Below are 16348 nucleotides of genomic sequence, written 5' to 3'. Positions count from 1 at the left end.
CTCTTATTGTTGGTCGAAAGGAGCGAGGCGTTACCAGCTATAGATTCTCGGCATGATGGCGTGCCGTTCAGACTCGTCGGGACCAGGGAACACGATCATGATGGGTAGGTTGTCAGGGTCACGGCCTTCGAGGATCTCGAAGTCATCGAGACGTTCCCGACGCACATGAATTGACTCGCGGCGCAGGGCTTCTTCACAGCGCTGAAATTCTTCCGCGCTTTCTGCGCTCCACATGAGGTACTGGATGCCAACAGAGCCGAGAACGCGACTCGGTTGGGCGTGCTTTCCACGAAGGTAGAGCTCACAATTTTCTGGGCCGACCAGCAGCGCTGCCGACTCATCAAGAATCGCGCATGTGAGCCCGAATAGATCGCAATAGAACGCGACTGATCGATCAAGGTCAGAAACGAATGTGACAGCGGAGGTGAGATGCACGCTAGCTCCTTGCTAAACGATCGTGAGCTTCGCCGGTTGACGGATTCGCTCTGGCGGTTGGTTAGCGCCAATAACTCGTTCGATGTTCACGGTACGCTCACAATGCTCGAGCGAGCTGATTCTTCACCTTTTGCTCAGGTAGCGCTCAGATTCTGCACCGTTTAACCGCACGATGACCAGCGAAGCCGTAACCTTGAGTCACGCCACCTAACCGGGGAGAGATCGTGACATTCTTTGAGTCCATCGCCACCGTATTCCGCAAATACGCGGATTTCACCGGGGTTGCTAGTCGCCCCGAATATTGGTGGTTCGCGCTGTTCTCCTTTATTACGTCCGGAATCGCTGCGTCGCTCGACCCGAGCACCGGCAACGATTTTGGCCACATGGGATCCAACTTCGGGTATTCGATGGGGCTCAGCACCGCATGGTCGCTCGCGCTCCTTATTCCTCAGCTTGCGGTCACTGTGCGCCGCCTCCGCGACACTGGCCGCAATTGGACCAATATTTTCTGGCTCCTCGTGCCGATTGCGGGTGCCATCGTTCTGATCGTGTTCCTGACTCAGCCGAGCGCGACGCAGCAGAGCGCTCCCGGGCAAGTTCCCCCGCAGGTCGCAGAGACTTCATAACGAATCCATAGGCTTGTGCGTCAGCATGGCTTTCCTCACGATCAGGAGAGACCATGAATCGACTTGCTAAAACCATGGCCACAGCTAGCGTGCTGGTTATGGCGCTCGCCGGCTGCACGACAGCCTCGAGCACTACGACCGAAACAGCCGAAGCGACCCCCGAAGTGACCGCCACGGATACCGCCTCCACTGCGACCTTTGCGGCATCCACGGGCGATTGCGACGCCATGGCCGCGACCTTCCGAGACGTCGAAAGCGCGAACGCTGACCTCGTGGATCCCGAGCTCACGGCAGTCTGCGATGGTGACACCCTCACGATCAGCAGCAACAGCATCCCCGACTATCTCTACATTGCGACCACACCAGGATCACCGAAGGTCTCCGAACTGACCATGACGATTCCGGTCACCCCCACCGAAGCGGATGAACCAAGCGCTGTGCCGTATCTCGGCGCCCTCGGCGTTGCGGTCGACGGAGTGCCGATCTACGGGCCAACAGAAGGCACCGGCGGAGATGTGCAATCCCTCGAGGGTGCCCTTTCGGTCTGCGGCAGCCACAGCGGCCCGACCGACTTCCACATCCACTGGTTTGGCTACGCGGATGGTGTCGATTGTCTCTATGACGCCGACGAGGTAGAAACCGGTGAATCACTCGTTGTGGGCTGGGCCGCTGACGGCTACCCCATCATGTCCGGAGTCGTGTGCTCAGATGACGAGTGCAACGAAACGGTTCAGCTCACGAGCAGTTGGGAACTCACCGACGAATCACAATTCGCCACCGATACCTGGGCCGCCCACAGCTATGTAGAAGGCTCTGGCGACCTCGACGAATGCAACGGACGTGTCGACAGCGACGGACAGTACCGTTACTACGCCACTACTACATTCCCCTATTTCCTTGGCTGCTACCACGGTGAAGTTGCGGATGACGCTCTGGGCGGCAACAACGCCGCCGCTCCCGGTCGCGGCCCGGCATGATCCCGGCGACAGAGCGCACGGCAAGTGCGACGAATCCCGCCCGCCGCAGCTTTCTCGCGTTCGGAATACTCGCCGCAGCCGGCTCAGCTCTCGCCGCCTGCACGACCTCGACCACCGCTGAGGACGCAACCGCCGCCGAAGAAACGCCCAACGATACTGATATCGGCTTTTTCAAAGACATGGCTTTGCACCATGAGCAGGCCCTCGCCATGTGCCAGCGCGTGATCGGCCGCGACAATGGCGACTCTGTTCAAGCACTGGCCGCCGACATCCTGCAAAATCAATCGTTCGAGCGAGGAGTAATGCACACGTGGCTTACGGTGTGGGGCGAGAGCACTGCTCCTCCCGAGACAGTGATGGCATGGATGGGAATGGAAATGCCGGCCGCCGATATGACAGGGCTCGCCACCGACGAACAAATGACCTCGCTTTCTACCACCACCGGAATGGCGCAGGGCCGACTGTTTCTGAACCTCATGCGCGCCCACCACGTCGGCGGTGTCCACATGGCCGCTTATGCGAACGAACACGCCGCCGTGAGCACTGTGCGCGCAACCGCTGAACGCATGGATGTCATCCAAACGTATGAAATTGGCATCATCGATCAGCTGCTCTCGACCACTTATCTTTAGCCGGGTGTTCACTTTCACGGTGATAAACTCTCACCCAGAAGGTAAGAACTTTCCGAACTCTTCCACACCCTGCCTGAGTTCTTGATTGAGTGACCATCTCGCTGAAGGCCATCATGCTTTCGAATCCAGAAGTTTCAGCAACACCGGCGCCAGCTGACGATTGCCTCTGCTCGCCTTTCGCAACGACGCTCAACGTCACCGGCGTAGCAATTTCAGTAATCGATGAATACGGAAACCAATCGACCGTCTGTGTCAACGGCCGCCTTGCCGCGCGATTGGATGCTCTTCAATTTGAGCTTGGTGAGGGACCAGCGCGGCAAGCACTCTCTAGCCGCTCCCCCGTGTTGTGGCCTGATCTCGATCAGGCCTCCGAGACAGGATGGCCCGTTTTTCAGAACGCCGCGCGCGAGCTCGGTGTCCGCGGAGTTTTCAGTTTTCCGCTCGTGCTCGGCAACGCCGTCGTCGGAGCAGTCAACTTGAGCACAACCACGCCTCACGTGGCCGACGCCGATTTCGTTTCGAATGCTCAAAGCATGGCGAACGATGTAGCGCTCGCTGCCGTTGAATGGGCACTTCGCGCTGCTCAAGGACACAGCTCGCCAGAGTCTGAACAATCGCCAGCCCTTCGGCGCGAAGTCCATCAGGCCACGGGCATCATAATTTCGCAGTTGGGTCTCTCCGCTCCGGATGCCTTTGCCCGGCTGCAAGCCCATGCATTCTCTACTGGGCGCCCCATCGATGATGTAGCACGTGACATAGTTACGCGCGTGCTTGAGTTCGATCCCGTCACCGAATAACCACCTCCCCCGCAGGAAAGAAGGATCAGATGGACGGCACAACCCGCGAGGCCCAGATCAGTGCAGCGTTCGTTACTGTTGCAGAAACGCTTACCGCCGAACACGACATGGTGGATGTTCTCCACACCTTTGTGGAACGGTGCGCAGAGATTGTGCGCATGGATGCTGGCGGCCTAGTGCTGGTCGATGATGCTGGTGATCTTCAACTCATGACGTCGACAAGCGAAGCGGCGGTGATGCTGGAGAGTGTGCAGCTCGCTGACGCAGCAGGCCCATGCATCGAGTGTTTTCGCACTGGAGAAGCGGTCGCCATCAACGATATTTCTACGTCAGCGGCGTGGCCCGAATTTTGTTCTACTGCCGTTGATCAGGGGTTCAATTCGCTGTTATCGATCCCAATGAAAGTTCACGGCAGGGTTATCGGCACGATGAACCTCTTTCGCGCGGCGAGTGAAGCGGTCAGTTCACGCGATGCGGCTGTGGCTCAGGCCCTCGCCGACGTTGCGACAATCGGAATCACTCACGAGCGAGCCCTTCACCAAGCGCAGGTCGTCGAAGAGCAATTGCAGAACGCTTTGAACAGTCGAATTGCCATTGAGCAGGCCAAGGGAGTAATCGCGAATGGGCTATCGCTCAACATGGATGACGCGTTCGTTCTTCTCCGCAAATACTCCCGCGACTGCAATCTCACGCTACGGGCGGCGTCAGAGATGGTGAGCCGACGCGAGATCACCGTACAGCACATTGTCGCCGCGGCGACCAGAGGCTAACCCTCTCAGCATCTATTCAGATTCGGGCGGCGAACCCGGGTGTACGCTTTAAGCAGTTGCTCCAGACCTTGGCAACGGAATTTGTTCCGTTTCGACCAAGGATGGCAATGGCCAACTCAGACTTAAGCCTCACTATCGGGGTTCTCTCCGAAAAAACCTCTCGTGAGCACCGCGTCGCTCTCGATCCGAGCGCAACCAAGCAGCTCGTTCAGGCAGGGTTCTCGGTGCTTATCGAAGCCGGGTGCGGTTCAGACGCGAGCTTTACCGACGAGAGCTACCTCTCCGCCGGGGCCACTCTCGCCGCGCGATCTGAAATCATCGCGTCGTGCCACGCACTCGCCGCCCTATCCCTCCCCGCGTCAGACGTCACTGACGCTCTCTCGTCGGGCAGCGCTGTCATTGGCCTTCTTGACCCTCTCAATAACCTCGACCGAGTCTCTACGTTGGCGGCTCAAGGGCTCACGCTCGTGGCGCTCGAATTGCTTCCCCGAACTCTGAGTCGTGCCCAGTCGATGGATGCGCTCAGCTCTCAGTCGAGCGCGGCAGGATACCGCGCGGGCATCGTGGCCGCCGAAAAATTCGGTCGCTACTTGCCCATGATGATTACGGCATCCGGAACCGCGACTCCCGCGAAGGCGATCGTGATTGGCACCGGTGTTGCTGGGCTCCAGGCCATTGCCACGACCAAGCGCCTCGGTGCCGTGGTCACCGGCTACGACGTTCGCGCAGCCTCCCACACCGAAGTCGAGTCGCTCGGCGCCAAGTTCCTCACGTCGTCCGTTGCGGCCGGTGCTGGTGAGGGCGGGTACGCCCGCGCAATGACCGCCGAAGAGCAAGCGATCCAACAGAAAGAACTTGCCGATGCTCTCGTCGCCTTCGACATCATCATCACGACCGCGAAAGTGCCGGGCCGCACTCCACCGCTGCTGGTCTCGCAAGACACTCTCGCCGAGTTGAAGCCCGGCACCGTCTGCGTCGACCTCGGCGCGAGCGACAAGGGTGGAAATGTATTCGGCTCAATCGATGGCGAGACTTTCACGACGGCGAACGGTGTCGTCGTGGTCGGCGGTGGCAATCTCGCCGCTGATCTTCCTGCCTCGTCCTCGCTAATGTACGGCCGCAACATCACCGCGGTCGTCAAAGCACTCGCTCCCGCTGGCGCCATCGTGATCGATCCGGCCGACGAGGTACACAAAGCCATCGTCGTTTGTCATTCGGGAGATGTGACAAATGCGGCGGTACGCACAGCCCTCACCCTCGATCCCCTCGACTCCACCGAAACTGTGAAAGCTCAGGCCAACTGATGGAAACCTTGTACAGCAACCTCGCGATCTTCGTTCTCGCGCTTCTCGTGGGCGTCGAAGTGATCGGCAAGATTCCCTCGACGCTGCACACCCCGATGATGTCGGGATCTAACGCCATCCACGGGGTCGTAATCGCTGGTGCCGTTGTCACGGCATCACTCGCTGACTCCCCTACCGGCTACATCCTGACCTTCATTGCGGGTGCCTTTGCTGCCGCGAACGTATTCGGAGGCTATGTCGTCACTGACCGGATTCTGAAAATGTTCACGCGGCCCACACCTCCTAAAACAGTCGACACCACCACAACGGAGGACGCATCATGACCGGTTTCCAGTTCCTCGTCGGAATTCTCTATTTACTGTCGGCATCGCTCTTCGTCGTGGGGCTCCACATGATGCGGGCACCCGCGACTGCCCGAAACGGTAACCGTATCTCCGCTGTTGGCATGGTCATTGCGGTCCTCGCAACGATTGTGCTTGCCCTCGTTGTCGATGGCGGCGAATGGATTGCGTGGGTTGCCCTCACCGCAGGCGTGCTCGTCGGTGCAGCGTTCGGGGTTTATCGCGCTCGCACCGTAAAGATGACCGATGTCCCTCAACTCGTGAGCGTGTTCAACGCCGTCGGAGGCAGCGCGGCTGCCGCAATTGCCTTTGCCGCGTTCATTCTTGCGACGAGTGCTGATCCCCTTGAATTGACGGTCTCTATCCCCGTCGTGCTCGATGTCCTCATTGGCTCAATTACTTTCTCCGGTTCGCTGATCGCGGCTGGAAAGCTCCAGGGCATCATCCCCGGCAATCCCGTCACGTTCCCCGGTTCCCGTCTGCTCAATGCGCTGGTTGCAGCGATCGCGCTCGGTGCGAGTGTTGCGGCAGTGATGCTTCCCCACAACACACTGTTGCTCTTGGTGGTACTCGTGACCGCACTCATCCTCGGCATTCTTATGGTGCTGGCGATTGGTGGCGCTGATGCTCCCGTCGTCGTGTCACTCCTCAACGCCCTGACTGGCCTCGCCGTGGCCATGGCTGGCTTTGCGATCGACAATCAGGCACTCATCATCGCGGGTGCTTTGGTCGGCGCAGCGGGCACCATCCTGACGTTGCAAATGGCGCAAGCGATGAATCGCTCCGTGCTCTCGATCATCGTCGGAGGCTTCGGCACCGGCGAGACTACGGCGACGGCAGGACCCGCGGATGAGGATCTCACCAATGTGCGGAGCCTCACCTCCGATGATGTCGCCATTCAACTCGCCTATGCGCAACACGTGCTGATCGTGCCTGGCTACGGACTCGCCGCAGCCCAAGCCCAACACGAAGTCGCGGAGCTTGCTGCCTTGCTCATGGCGCACAACATCGACGTCAAGTACGCGATTCACCCGGTTGCCGGCCGTATGCCAGGCCACATGAATGTCCTGCTGGCCGAAGCCAACGTCCCCTACGAACAAATGCTCCAGCTCGACGAGGCAAATGCAGCGTTCGACAATTGCGATGTTGCTCTCGTAATCGGCGCCAACGACGTCTGCAACCCGGATGCTCGAAAGCCGGGCAATGCCGTCTCCGGGATGCCCATTCTCGACGCCGACCATGCCAAAGCCGTTGTCGTCATCAAGCGGTCGATGCGGCCTGGCTATGCGGGCATCACGAACCCGCTGTTCACCGATCCCAAGACGGGGATGCTCTTTGCGGACGCCAAGAAAGCGCTCAAGGACATCACCGTTGCTGTCAAAGAATATGTCTCGGCCTAAACCGAGCAGGAGCCGCTCAGGCTTCGTTTTGTCTCCATCCGCTCTCCGTACAGAAAGAAGAAAACCATGAAGGCAGCACGTTTCCACGGACGCAAAGACATCCGTATCGATGACATTCCGGAACCAGAGCTTCGCCCCGGCGCAGTCGCTATCGATGTCGCGTGGTGCGGCATCTGCGGCACAGACCTTCACGAATATCTCGAAGGCCCAATCTTCATCCCCGCAGCGGGGCATCCGCACCCGCTGACTCACGAAGAAGTTCCCGTGACTATGGGTCACGAATTCTCAGGAACGATCACTGCACTTGGTGAAGGAGTCACCGATCTCACGGTCGGCGAGAACGTAGTCGTGGAGCCGTACTTTGTGTGCGGCGAGTGCGCCCCGTGTCGCGCCGGCAACTACAACCTCTGCACAAAAATGGGCTTCATCGGGCTAGCTGGTGGAGGTGGCGGTTTGAGCGAAAAGATAGTCGTCGAACGTCGCTGGGTCCACCCCATCGGTGACATCCCCCTCGATCAGGCCGCTCTCATTGAACCCCTTGCTGTCGGCCATCACGCGTTCGTTCGCAGTGGCGCGAAAGCCGGAGATGTCGCGTTCATCGGTGGCGGAGGCCCGATCGGTCTCCTCCTCGCTGCTGTGCTCTCTGCCGAAGGCATCACCGTCATTATGTCTGAGCCAGGCACGGCGCGGCGCGAAATGGCGCTCTCGACGGGGGTCGCCGATCACGTGATCGATCCCAGTGTTGAGGATGCCGTAGCCAAGGTCAGGGAATTGACCAACGGAGTCGGCGCCGACGTCGCATTCGAGTGCTCGAGCATCAACGCCGTACTCGACCAGCTTTTTGATGCGGTGAAGCCGACTGGCGTGATCGTCAACGTTTCTATCTGGGGCCACCCGGCACAGCTCGATATGCAAAAACTGGTGCTCAAGGAAATCGATCTGCGCGGAACCATTGCCTACGCCCACGACCACCCTGCAACTATCAAGCTCGTTCAGGAAGGCAAGGTCAATCTGGCGCCGTTCATCACGGGTCGGATCCACCTCGACAAACTCATCGACGAGGGCTTCATGACGTTGATTGATCACAAAGAAACAGCCGTCAAGATCATTGTTCGTCCGGAGGTCAGCAATGTCTCATGACATGAGTGAAGCCGGCTGGTCCCCGCAGGGTCCCGTCATTGAGCTCTCCGATCAGGCAAGCCTAGATCTGCTTGCTAGCAAGAACTTTGGTCATCTCGCTCTCAGCAATGAGGGGCGCCCAGACATCTTCCCGGTCAACTACTACTGCGACAAGAAAACAATTCTGTTTCGCACCGCATCGGGCTCAAAACTTCACGAACTCACCGAGAACATGCATGTTGCGTTCGAAGTTGATGTGAAGACTCCGGATGACGTGTGGAGCGTCGTAGTTCGAGGCCTGGCAACAGTACTCGATGACGCCTCGCAGGTATCGGCTCAAGCGCTCAAGACGTTGCCCGATTGGGTTCCCGTCGAGTCTTTCGTCTACATCCTGATTGAACCAGAATCCATCCGCGGCCGCTTGTTTGAGCGCCGCCTAGCGATAGGACATAGCTAATGGCAACAGAAATGCTCTTTTGCGTCGACCACAACGGCACGTGTGAGCTCACCACTCCCACGTCCAGCGACGGCGAGACCGACGAGAACGACTAAACGCACGGTACTCCACAACTAGTTACTCTGGGGGGATGAAAGCTTGCCCCTGCCAGTCGTTGGAAACCTACGACGATTGCTGCGGCCGATTTCACCGCGGCGAGGCACTTGCTCCCACCGCTGAACGACTGATGCGGTCGCGCTACAGCGCCTACGTCCGTGGCGAGACCGACTATTTGCTGCAGACGTGGCATCCGTCTACTCGTCCGGCAACGCTCGAACTCGATGCGGATGTGCGCTGGTTTCGCCTCGACATCGTCGCGCGCACCGGCGGCAGCATGTTTGATTCGCAGGGCACTGTCGAATTTCGTGCTCACTATCGCAACGACGGCAGCGCCGACCAGCAACACGAAAACAGCAGTTTCGTGCGCGAAAATGGTGCGTGGCTCTACGTCGACGCTGTCTAGGCGACGTGGTTTTGGCAACACGGCTCAGGCAACGCGGCTTAGGCAACGCGGTTTTGGCGCCGCAAAGCTCGAAGGATAACTAAGGAGAACCGGTGAACTACATACTCTCAATCGATCAGGGCACCACCAGCACCCGCGCGATCATTTTTGATCACGACGGCAAGCCGGTCACTTCAGGTCAGCTCGAGCACGACCAGATCTTCCCCAAGGCGGGCTGGGTCGAACACGATCCGGCCCAAATCTGGCTCAATACCCGTGAAGTCATCGGCCAAGCTCTCTCGAAAGCAAACGTGACTCGCCACAGCATCGCCGCTGTCGGCATCACCAACCAGCGTGAAACCGCCATCATCTGGGACCGCGCAACCGGCGAACCCGTCTACAACGCGATCGTCTGGCAAGACACCCGCACGCAAGCCATCATCGACCGCATCGCCGAGGGTGACACCGACAAGTTCAAGAAAATCACCGGCCTTCCCCTCGCCACCTACTTTTCGGCATCCAAAATTGTGTGGATGCTCGACAACGTCGACGGAGTTCGCGAGCGTGCCGAGGCGGGCGAACTCGCCTTCGGAACCCCCGACTCGTGGGTGCTGTGGAATCTCACCGGCGGCCCCGATGGCGGAGTCCACGCCACCGATGTCACTAACGCGAGCCGCACGCTGTTGATGGATCTTGAAACGCTGACCTGGAGCGACGAGATTCTCGCTGAACTAGGCATTCCGGCGTCGCTCATGCCCGAGATCCGCAGCTCTTCCGGGGTTTTCGGCACTGTTTCCAGCGCAAGCCTGCTGCGCGAAGTGCCTGTTGCCGGCATTCTGGGCGACCAGCAAGCAGCCACCTTCGGCCAGGCCGCTTTTGACGCGGGCGAGTCCAAAAACACTTACGGCACCGGCAATTTCTTACTGACCAACACAGGCACCGAGATCGTGCGTTCGCAGAACGGTCTCATCACGACTCTTGCCTATCAACTGGGCGACGACGCTCCTCGCTATGCGATTGAAGGATCGATCGCGGTGACGGGCTCACTGATCCAGTGGCTGCGCGACAACCTCGGCATCATTTCACGTTCCGAAGAGGTTGAAACGCTTGCCGCGTCCGTTGACGACAACGGCGGCGTCTACTTTGTGCCCGCGTTTTCAGGACTTTTTGCACCCCATTGGCGTCCGGATGCCCGGGGAGCGATTCTCGGACTCACTCGTTTTGCAAACAAGGGCCACATTGCGCGTGCCGCACTCGAGGCCACCGCGTTCCAAACTAGTGACGTCATCGAGGCCGCCAACGCGGATGCTGATGTTGCGATGACGGAACTGCGAGTGGACGGCGGAATGGTTGCCAATTCCGCGCTCATGCAATTTCAGGCTGACATCCTCAATATGCCGGTCATCCGCCCCCAGGTCGCGGAGACAACAGCCTTGGGTGCGGCCTATGCTGCGGGACTCGCGGTTGACTACTGGAGCGGCCTCGACGAACTGCGCGATCGCTGGAGCGAGGGCGAGCGTTGGGAACCCCAGATGGATGACGCCGAGCGAGAGCGCCTGATTCGCAATTGGAAAAAGGCCATCTCCAAGACCCTTGACTGGGTCGACGAAGATACTGACTAGCGGTTCGTGGCCGCGACCCACTCATCGAGTTTCGTGGCGGCTAAGCCTGAATCGACGACGTGCTCGGCGCGCTCAAGCTGCTCTTTCAATCGTGCGAGCAATGGGCGCTGACTTTGTTCGGGATCTTTCGCCAGTTCGAACGAGGCGAATCCAGCGGCAGCGTTCAACAAGACGACATCGCGAGCTGGCGACTTCTCCCCCGCCAAAATTGAGCGAATAACTTGGGCGTTGTACGCAGGATCCTTGCCCAACAACGCTTCGATCGGCGCCCGCGGGATGCCCAATTCCAGAGGATCAAGGTCGTGTTCGGTCACGAATCCCCGCGACACTTCCCAGACGTGACTGTGGCCTGTGGTCGTTAGTTTGTCGATTCCGTCGTCGCCGCGGTACACCAACGCCGTTGCACCGCGTGTTTGGAACACACCCACGAGAAGACTCACGCGTTCGCGACTACCGACACCAACGGCCGAGGCCTGAGGGCGGGCGGGGTTACAGAGCGGTCCAAGAATGTTGAACAGTGTGGGAATTCCGAGTTCGCGCCGCGTCGGCCCAGCGTGCGCGAAACCCGGGTGAAATAGCGCGGCGTAGACGAAGGTGATGCCGACTTCGTTGAGCACTTCGGCTACCCGCTGCGGGGTGAGGTCGAGATTGAGCCCCAGAGCACTCAGCACGTCGGATGCACCGCTCTTGCTGCTCGCGGCACGATTGCCATGCTTAATCACGGGCACGTCCCCCGCTGCCGCAATAATCGAGGCGACGGAAGAGATATTCAGCACGGCACCGTAGGGGTCTCCACCGGTGCCGACGATGTCTAAAGCCATGGGATCGACGGGCAGCGGCACGGCACTCGCCAACGCAGCATCCCGAAAACCAACAATCTCGTCGACTGTCTCACCCTTGATCCTCAAAGCGACCAACATCGCTGCTAATTGAGCGGATGTTGCTTCTCCGTTCATCACGGATTTCATTGCCCACTCAGCTTGGCTGATTGACAAATCAGTGCCGGAAACAAGGGTTGTAAGGATTTCTGGCCAAGTTGGGGATGCAGACATGAGTGAAATCCTACCGATCCTGAGCCGACAGGCCGGAGATTGAAAAACTTACGCCCAGTTATCAGCCATAATAGATACGTGACCACAGCTGCCCTCAACCGCTCTCTTGGAGCCCAGTCTGTCCAGCGACCGAACACTGTTGCGGTCGGTACCATCGTTTGGCTTGGTAGCGAGGTGATGTTCTTCGCCGGCCTGTTCGCCATCTACTTCACTCTGAAGTCGACGTCCCCCGAATTGTGGGCGGAGCAGACTGCCAAGCTCAATGTGCCATTTGCGACCTTGATCACGATCATCCTCGTGCTCTCATCGGTCACGTGCCAGTTTGGCGTCTTCGCCGCTGAGCGCATGCAAGTGCGCCGCACAGGCAAGCTCTTCGACATGCGTAAGTGGGGCATGACGGAATGGTTCTTCCTTACCTACTCCATGGGCGCGGTCTTCGTCACCGGTCAGGTCTTCGAGTACGCCACGCTGGTTTCTGAACACGTGAGCCTCTCGAGCGACTCCTACGGCTCGGCGTTCTACATCACCACCGGGTTCCACGGACTTCACGTCGCCGGTGGCCTCATCGCCTTCTTGCTGGTTCTCGGTCGCGGATTCGCAGTCAAGAACTTCGGACACAAAGAGGCAACAAGCGCAATCGTTGTTTCCTACTACTGGCACTTTGTCGACGTAGTGTGGATCGGCCTCTTCCTCATCATCTACGTGCTCAAATAAGAACGGAATAGACGTAATGGCCACCAAGGCAGCTCGCGCGTCACGCAGGTCACAACCTGTCGGTCGACGCCATCCTCTTGCGACTGTAGCCCTCCTGCTCGTTGGTTTACTGGGAACGGGCGGCGCATACGCGCTGTTCACCTCGAGTGCAACGGCAGAGACCAGCGCATCCGCCGAAGCACTTGTTGAAGAAGGCGGAAAGCTTTTCGCCGCTAACTGTGCAACGTGTCACGGTTTAGACCTTGAGGGCACCACCCAAGCCCCTACACTGATCGGCGTTGGCGCTGCAGCGACCGACTTCCAAGTGGGTACTGGGCGCATGCCACTAGCCATTTCGGGCCCGCAAGCAGAACAGAAGCCAGTTCAGTTCACTGAAGAGCAGATTCAGGCCCTCGCGGTCTATGTTGCGTCCCAGGGCCCCGGCCCAGCGATTCCCGCTGACATGTACCTCACCGGGGAAGGCTATGACGTCTCCAACGGTGCCGAACTGTTCCGCATCAACTGCGCAATGTGCCACAACGTTGCCGGTGCTGGTGGCGCGCTGACCGAGGGCAAGTTCGCACCAGCGCTCGCTGACGTGACTGCCAAGCACGCCTACGAGGCAATGCTGACGGGCCCGCAGAACATGCCCGTGTTCAACGACACGAATCTCACGCCTGAAGAAAAGGCCGACATCATCACGTACCTCAAGTACCTCGATGAGACGCCCTCTGTTGGTGGATTCACGCTTGGATCACTTGGCCCCGTTTCTGAGGGTCTGTTCATCTGGATCTTCGGCCTTGGCGCGATCGTGGCAATCACGGTCTGGCTCACGGCTAAATCAAACTAGTTAGCGACCGCTGTACAGCGGACGGTTGAAGGGATAAGAATGGCAGACGACCACGGCGATACCGCCGGCAGCACCGCTGCGGGTAAGGACGTCGAGCAGCACGGGGCTCCTGCGCACAGCGCAGGTACCGCCGTCGTCGCAACCGACGAGGTACCCAACCCTGGGTTTCCCCCGCATCGCCCACGCGTAACGGATCTCGACCCCAAGGTTGACAAGCAACAGGAACGCCGCGTTTCGACGATGTTCCTCCTCTCCATTGTGGGAAGTGTGCTTGCTGTTGTCGCTTACTTCGTGTTCCCGATTGAGCCCGGCAACATGCAGTCGGTGCGTAACAACACCCTGTTCTTGGGTCTCGGCATCACGCTGGGTCTACTCGGCATCGGCATCGGCGCCGTTCACTGGTCCAAGGCACTCATGCAGGGTCACGACCTTGTGGAGCAGCGCCACGGAACTCGAGGCAGCGAAGAAACTCGCGCCAAGGCCGTCGAGGTATTCACTCTCGGCAACAAAGACTCCGGGTTTGGCCGTCGCACACTGTTGCGTCGCTCGCTCATCGGTGCCCTCGTTGTCACCCCGCTTCCCGCAATCGTGTTGTTCCGTGATCTCGCTCCGGCCGACAACCCGGTCACGCTTCTCAAGCACACCTTCTGGGAAGAAGGCATGCGGTTGACACGCGACCCGAGCGGAACCCCCATCAAGGCATCGGACCTCACCATTGGCTCAGCCTTCCAAGTCATCCCTGAAGGCCTTAACGACTCTGAGCACCGCATCGAGGAGAAGGCGAAAGCCTCAGTTCTCCTCGTTCGCCTCAAGCCAGAAGATCTTGAGGTATCGGAGGGTCGCGAAGACTGGAACTACGACGGCATCGTCGCTTACTCCAAGATTTGCACTCACGTTGGATGCCCGGTTGCACTTTACGAACAGCAAACGCACCACTTGCTGTGCCCGTGCCACCAATCACAGTTCGACATCAAGCGCGAAGCAGCCGTTATCTTCGGCCCAGCGAAGCGTCCACTTCCGCAATTGCCGATCACGGTCGACTCAGAGGGCTACCTCATCGCTAAGAGCGACTTCACTGAGCCCATCGGACCAAGCTTCTGGGAGCGCAAGCTATGACAACCACCCCCACCCAGGACGCACAGCCCAAGACACGCGGACAGCGTTTCACGGGAGCTGCAGCCAACTACATTGACGAGCGCACCAGCATCTCTGGACTCGTCAAAGAGGTAGGTCGCAAGATCTTCCCCGACCACTGGTCGTTCATGCTCGGAGAGGTTGCTCTCTACAGCTTCATCGTCATCCTTCTGTCGGGAACGTTCCTCACGTTCTTCTTCGAAGCCTCGATGGTTGAAGTCCACTACGAAGGCTCCTACGCGCCGCTCAAGGGAATTGAGATGTCGGCCGCTATGGCGTCGACACTCGACATCTCCTTCGACATCCGCGGCGGACTCCTGATGCGCCAGATCCACCACTGGGCAGCCCTGCTGTTCGTGGCTTCCATCGGTCTGCACATGCTCCGCGTGTACTTCACCGGAGCATTCCGCAAGCCCCGTGAGATCAACTGGTTCATCGGCTTCGTACTCTTCGTACTCGCGATGGCCGAGGGCTTCACCGGCTACTCGCTCCCCGATGACCTGCTTTCCGGTAACGGTCTGCGCATCATCGATGGAATGGTCAAGGGAATTCCGGTCATCGGTACGTGGATCTCTTACCTGCTATTTGGTGGAGAGTTCCCCGGCGTCGACATCGTCAGCCGCCTATACATCTTGCACATCATGCTGCTGCCGGCGATCATCATCGCTGCAATCGGTATTCACATGCTGCTGCTCGTGATCAACAAGCACACCCAGTTCGCTGGCCCCGGTCGCACCAACGACAACGTCGTCGGCTCGCCCGTCATGCCTGGCTTCGCTGCGAAGGCTGGTGGATTCTTCTTCATCATCTTCGGTGTCATCACGCTGATCGCGTCGACGTTCTCGATCAACCCGGTGTGGGTCTACGGCCCCTACGACCCCTCCCCCGTTTCGGCGGGTACCCAGCCTGACTGGTACATCGGATTCGCCGACGGCGCCCTCCGACTCGTCCCACCAGGGTGGGAAACAGAGTGGTTCGGCTTCACGTGGTCGTTCAACATCATCGCTCCGCTGGTGATTCTGGGGCTGTTCATTGCGATCGTGGCCTTCTACCCCTTCATTGAGGCGTGGGTTACCGGCGACAAGCGCGAGCACCACATCGCCGACCGTCCCCGTAATGCTCCGACCCGTACCGCTATCGGTGCAGCCGGGGTCACGTTCTACGCAGTCCTCTGGGCCGCGGCGAGCTCTGACCTCATAGCAACTCACTTCAAGTTATCCATCGAAGGAGTGATCCACTCCTGTCAGGCGCTGCTCATTTTCGGACCGATCATTGCCTACTTCATTACGAAGCGCGTGTGCTTGGGTCTGCAGAAGAAGGATCGCGAGATCGCTCTTCACGGCTACGAATCAGGTCGCATCGTGCGCTTGCCACACGGTGAGTACATCGAGGTTCACGAGCAGCTCGACGACTACGAACTGTGGAAGCTCGTCAGCTACGAGGACTACAAGCCGCTCATGGTGCGTCCGGATGCTCAGGGCCGCATCACCATCGGACAACGCCTCCGGGCATCCGTCTCGCGTTGGTTCTTCGAAGACCGCATCGCGCCGGTGTCGCAGAAAGAAATCGAACAGTCCAAGGACGAGCACCACTAAAGCTGCTCTCCTTGAATGACTGTTGTGGGCCTTGCCGAACTAGTTTCGGTAAGGCCCACACTC

18 protein-coding genes are annotated in these 16348 nt (G+C 59.0%); 16 read left to right on the top strand and 2 right to left on the bottom strand.

Features of this window, described 5'->3' with window-relative positions; all coding sequences use genetic code 11:
* Positions 1–30: 30 nt before the first annotated feature.
* Entirely contained in the window at positions 31–435 is a 405-nt protein-coding gene (locus I6E52_RS00835; protein WP_197154253.1) for a VOC family protein, read from the bottom strand.
* A 224-nt stretch (positions 436–659) separates the two neighbouring features.
* Here I6E52_RS00835 and I6E52_RS00830 point away from each other — a divergent pair, with 224 nt between their 5' ends.
* From I6E52_RS00830 to glpK, 12 genes are all read left to right on the top strand, one after another.
* A complete protein-coding gene (locus I6E52_RS00830) occupies positions 660–1061 on the top strand; it encodes a DUF805 domain-containing protein (RefSeq protein ID WP_197154251.1) in 402 nt (133 codons plus the stop codon).
* Positions 1062–1114: 53 nt separating this feature from the next.
* A complete protein-coding gene (locus tag I6E52_RS00825; protein ID WP_231601722.1) occupies positions 1115–2038 on the top strand; it encodes a YHYH protein in 924 nt (307 codons plus the stop codon).
* Positions 2035–2670, top strand: a complete 636-nt coding sequence (locus I6E52_RS00820; RefSeq protein ID WP_197154249.1) for a DUF305 domain-containing protein — start codon at positions 2035–2037, stop codon at positions 2668–2670. Before I6E52_RS00825 ends, I6E52_RS00820 begins: the two co-directional genes overlap by 4 nt.
* 89 nt (positions 2671–2759) lie before the next feature.
* A complete protein-coding gene (locus I6E52_RS00815) occupies positions 2760–3467 on the top strand; it encodes a GAF and ANTAR domain-containing protein (RefSeq protein ID WP_197154247.1) in 708 nt (235 codons plus the stop codon).
* Positions 3468–3496: 29 nt separating this feature from the next.
* A complete protein-coding gene (locus tag I6E52_RS00810) occupies positions 3497–4237 on the top strand; it encodes a GAF and ANTAR domain-containing protein (RefSeq protein ID WP_197154245.1) in 741 nt (246 codons plus the stop codon).
* 107 nt (positions 4238–4344) lie between these two features.
* Entirely contained in the window at positions 4345–5541 is a 1197-nt protein-coding gene (locus tag I6E52_RS00805; protein ID WP_197154242.1) for an NAD(P)(+) transhydrogenase (Re/Si-specific) subunit alpha, read from the top strand.
* On the top strand, positions 5541–5864 hold the full coding sequence (locus tag I6E52_RS00800; protein WP_231595187.1) for an NAD(P) transhydrogenase subunit alpha: 324 nt from the start codon (positions 5541–5543) through the stop codon (positions 5862–5864). Before I6E52_RS00805 ends, I6E52_RS00800 begins: the two co-directional genes overlap by 1 nt.
* Positions 5861–7282 (top strand): NAD(P)(+) transhydrogenase (Re/Si-specific) subunit beta, encoded by a 1422-nt coding sequence (locus I6E52_RS00795; protein ID WP_197154241.1) that lies wholly within the window; start codon positions 5861–5863, stop codon positions 7280–7282. The genes I6E52_RS00800 and I6E52_RS00795 overlap by 4 nt, the downstream gene beginning before the upstream one ends.
* A 66-nt stretch (positions 7283–7348) precedes the next feature.
* Positions 7349–8422: a 2,3-butanediol dehydrogenase gene (locus tag I6E52_RS00790; protein WP_197154240.1), complete on the top strand. Its 1074-nt coding sequence runs from the start codon at positions 7349–7351 to the stop codon at positions 8420–8422.
* Positions 8412–8858 (top strand): pyridoxamine 5'-phosphate oxidase family protein, encoded by a 447-nt coding sequence (locus I6E52_RS00785; protein ID WP_197154239.1) that lies wholly within the window; start codon positions 8412–8414, stop codon positions 8856–8858. The genes I6E52_RS00790 and I6E52_RS00785 overlap by 11 nt, the downstream gene beginning before the upstream one ends.
* Before the next feature lie 130 nt (positions 8859–8988).
* Positions 8989–9360 carry a YchJ family protein gene (locus tag I6E52_RS00780; RefSeq protein WP_197135460.1) on the top strand — a complete coding sequence of 124 codons (372 nt, stop codon included), beginning with the start codon at positions 8989–8991 and terminating at the stop codon, positions 9358–9360.
* A 92-nt stretch (positions 9361–9452) separates the two neighbouring features.
* Complete coding sequence (glpK, locus tag I6E52_RS00775) at positions 9453–10961, top strand: glycerol kinase GlpK (protein ID WP_197154238.1); 1509 nt, start codon at positions 9453–9455, stop codon at positions 10959–10961.
* Here glpK and trpD read toward each other — a convergent pair.
* Positions 10958–12013: an anthranilate phosphoribosyltransferase gene (trpD, locus tag I6E52_RS00770; protein WP_197154237.1), complete on the bottom strand. Its 1056-nt coding sequence runs from the start codon at positions 12011–12013 to the stop codon at positions 10958–10960. The two genes, glpK and trpD, sit on opposite strands and share 4 nt — an antisense overlap.
* A 78-nt stretch (positions 12014–12091) precedes the next feature.
* On the opposite strand from trpD, the gene I6E52_RS00765 reads away from it, so the two are divergent.
* The 4 genes from I6E52_RS00765 to I6E52_RS00750 are packed head-to-tail and all read left to right on the top strand — an operon-like array spanning position 12092 to position 16285.
* Positions 12092–12727 (top strand): heme-copper oxidase subunit III, encoded by a 636-nt coding sequence (locus I6E52_RS00765; protein ID WP_197124659.1) that lies wholly within the window; start codon positions 12092–12094, stop codon positions 12725–12727.
* 16 nt (positions 12728–12743) lie between these two features.
* Complete coding sequence (locus tag I6E52_RS00760; protein WP_197124661.1) at positions 12744–13556, top strand: c-type cytochrome; 813 nt, start codon at positions 12744–12746, stop codon at positions 13554–13556.
* A gap of 39 nt (positions 13557–13595) precedes the next feature.
* The gene (locus tag I6E52_RS00755; RefSeq protein ID WP_197124870.1) at positions 13596–14672 is read left to right on the top strand and encodes a ubiquinol-cytochrome c reductase iron-sulfur subunit; all 1077 of its coding nucleotides are present in this window, start codon (positions 13596–13598) and stop codon (positions 14670–14672) included.
* On the top strand, positions 14669–16285 hold the full coding sequence (locus tag I6E52_RS00750) for a ubiquinol-cytochrome c reductase cytochrome b subunit (RefSeq protein WP_197154236.1): 1617 nt from the start codon (positions 14669–14671) through the stop codon (positions 16283–16285). The genes I6E52_RS00755 and I6E52_RS00750 overlap by 4 nt, the downstream gene beginning before the upstream one ends.
* Positions 16286–16348 lie beyond the last annotated feature (63 nt).

The sequence above is a fragment of the Salinibacterium sp. NG253 genome (assembly GCF_015864945.1).
Classification (GTDB): Bacteria; Actinomycetota; Actinomycetes; order Actinomycetales; family Microbacteriaceae; genus Rhodoglobus.
This window is presented reverse-complemented; position numbering and strand designations above follow the sequence as displayed.

What these genes read in the sequence shown, in the direction of transcription:
- I6E52_RS00805 (WP_197154242.1), top strand. Translation starts at nt 4,345, where the DNA reads ATGGCCAACTCAGACTTAAGCCTCACTATCGGGGTTCTCTCCGAAAAA.
- I6E52_RS00800 (WP_231595187.1), top strand. Translation starts at nt 5,541, where the DNA reads ATGGAAACCTTGTACAGCAACCTCGCGATCTTCGTTCTCGCGCTTCTC.
- I6E52_RS00795 (WP_197154241.1), top strand. Translation starts at nt 5,861, where the DNA reads ATGACCGGTTTCCAGTTCCTCGTCGGAATTCTCTATTTACTGTCGGCA.
- I6E52_RS00810 (WP_197154245.1), top strand. Translation starts at nt 3,497, where the DNA reads ATGGACGGCACAACCCGCGAGGCCCAGATCAGTGCAGCGTTCGTTACT.
- trpD (WP_197154237.1), bottom strand. Translation starts at nt 12,013, where the DNA reads ATGTCTGCATCCCCAACTTGGCCAGAAATCCTTACAACCCTTGTTTCC.
- I6E52_RS00820 (WP_197154249.1), top strand. Translation starts at nt 2,035, where the DNA reads ATGATCCCGGCGACAGAGCGCACGGCAAGTGCGACGAATCCCGCCCGC.
- I6E52_RS00780 (WP_197135460.1), top strand. Translation starts at nt 8,989, where the DNA reads ATGAAAGCTTGCCCCTGCCAGTCGTTGGAAACCTACGACGATTGCTGC.
- I6E52_RS00760 (WP_197124661.1), top strand. Translation starts at nt 12,744, where the DNA reads ATGGCCACCAAGGCAGCTCGCGCGTCACGCAGGTCACAACCTGTCGGT.
- I6E52_RS00785 (WP_197154239.1), top strand. Translation starts at nt 8,412, where the DNA reads ATGTCTCATGACATGAGTGAAGCCGGCTGGTCCCCGCAGGGTCCCGTC.
- I6E52_RS00825 (WP_231601722.1), top strand. Translation starts at nt 1,115, where the DNA reads ATGAATCGACTTGCTAAAACCATGGCCACAGCTAGCGTGCTGGTTATG.
- I6E52_RS00790 (WP_197154240.1), top strand. Translation starts at nt 7,349, where the DNA reads ATGAAGGCAGCACGTTTCCACGGACGCAAAGACATCCGTATCGATGAC.
- I6E52_RS00750 (WP_197154236.1), top strand. Translation starts at nt 14,669, where the DNA reads ATGACAACCACCCCCACCCAGGACGCACAGCCCAAGACACGCGGACAG.
- I6E52_RS00755 (WP_197124870.1), top strand. Translation starts at nt 13,596, where the DNA reads ATGGCAGACGACCACGGCGATACCGCCGGCAGCACCGCTGCGGGTAAG.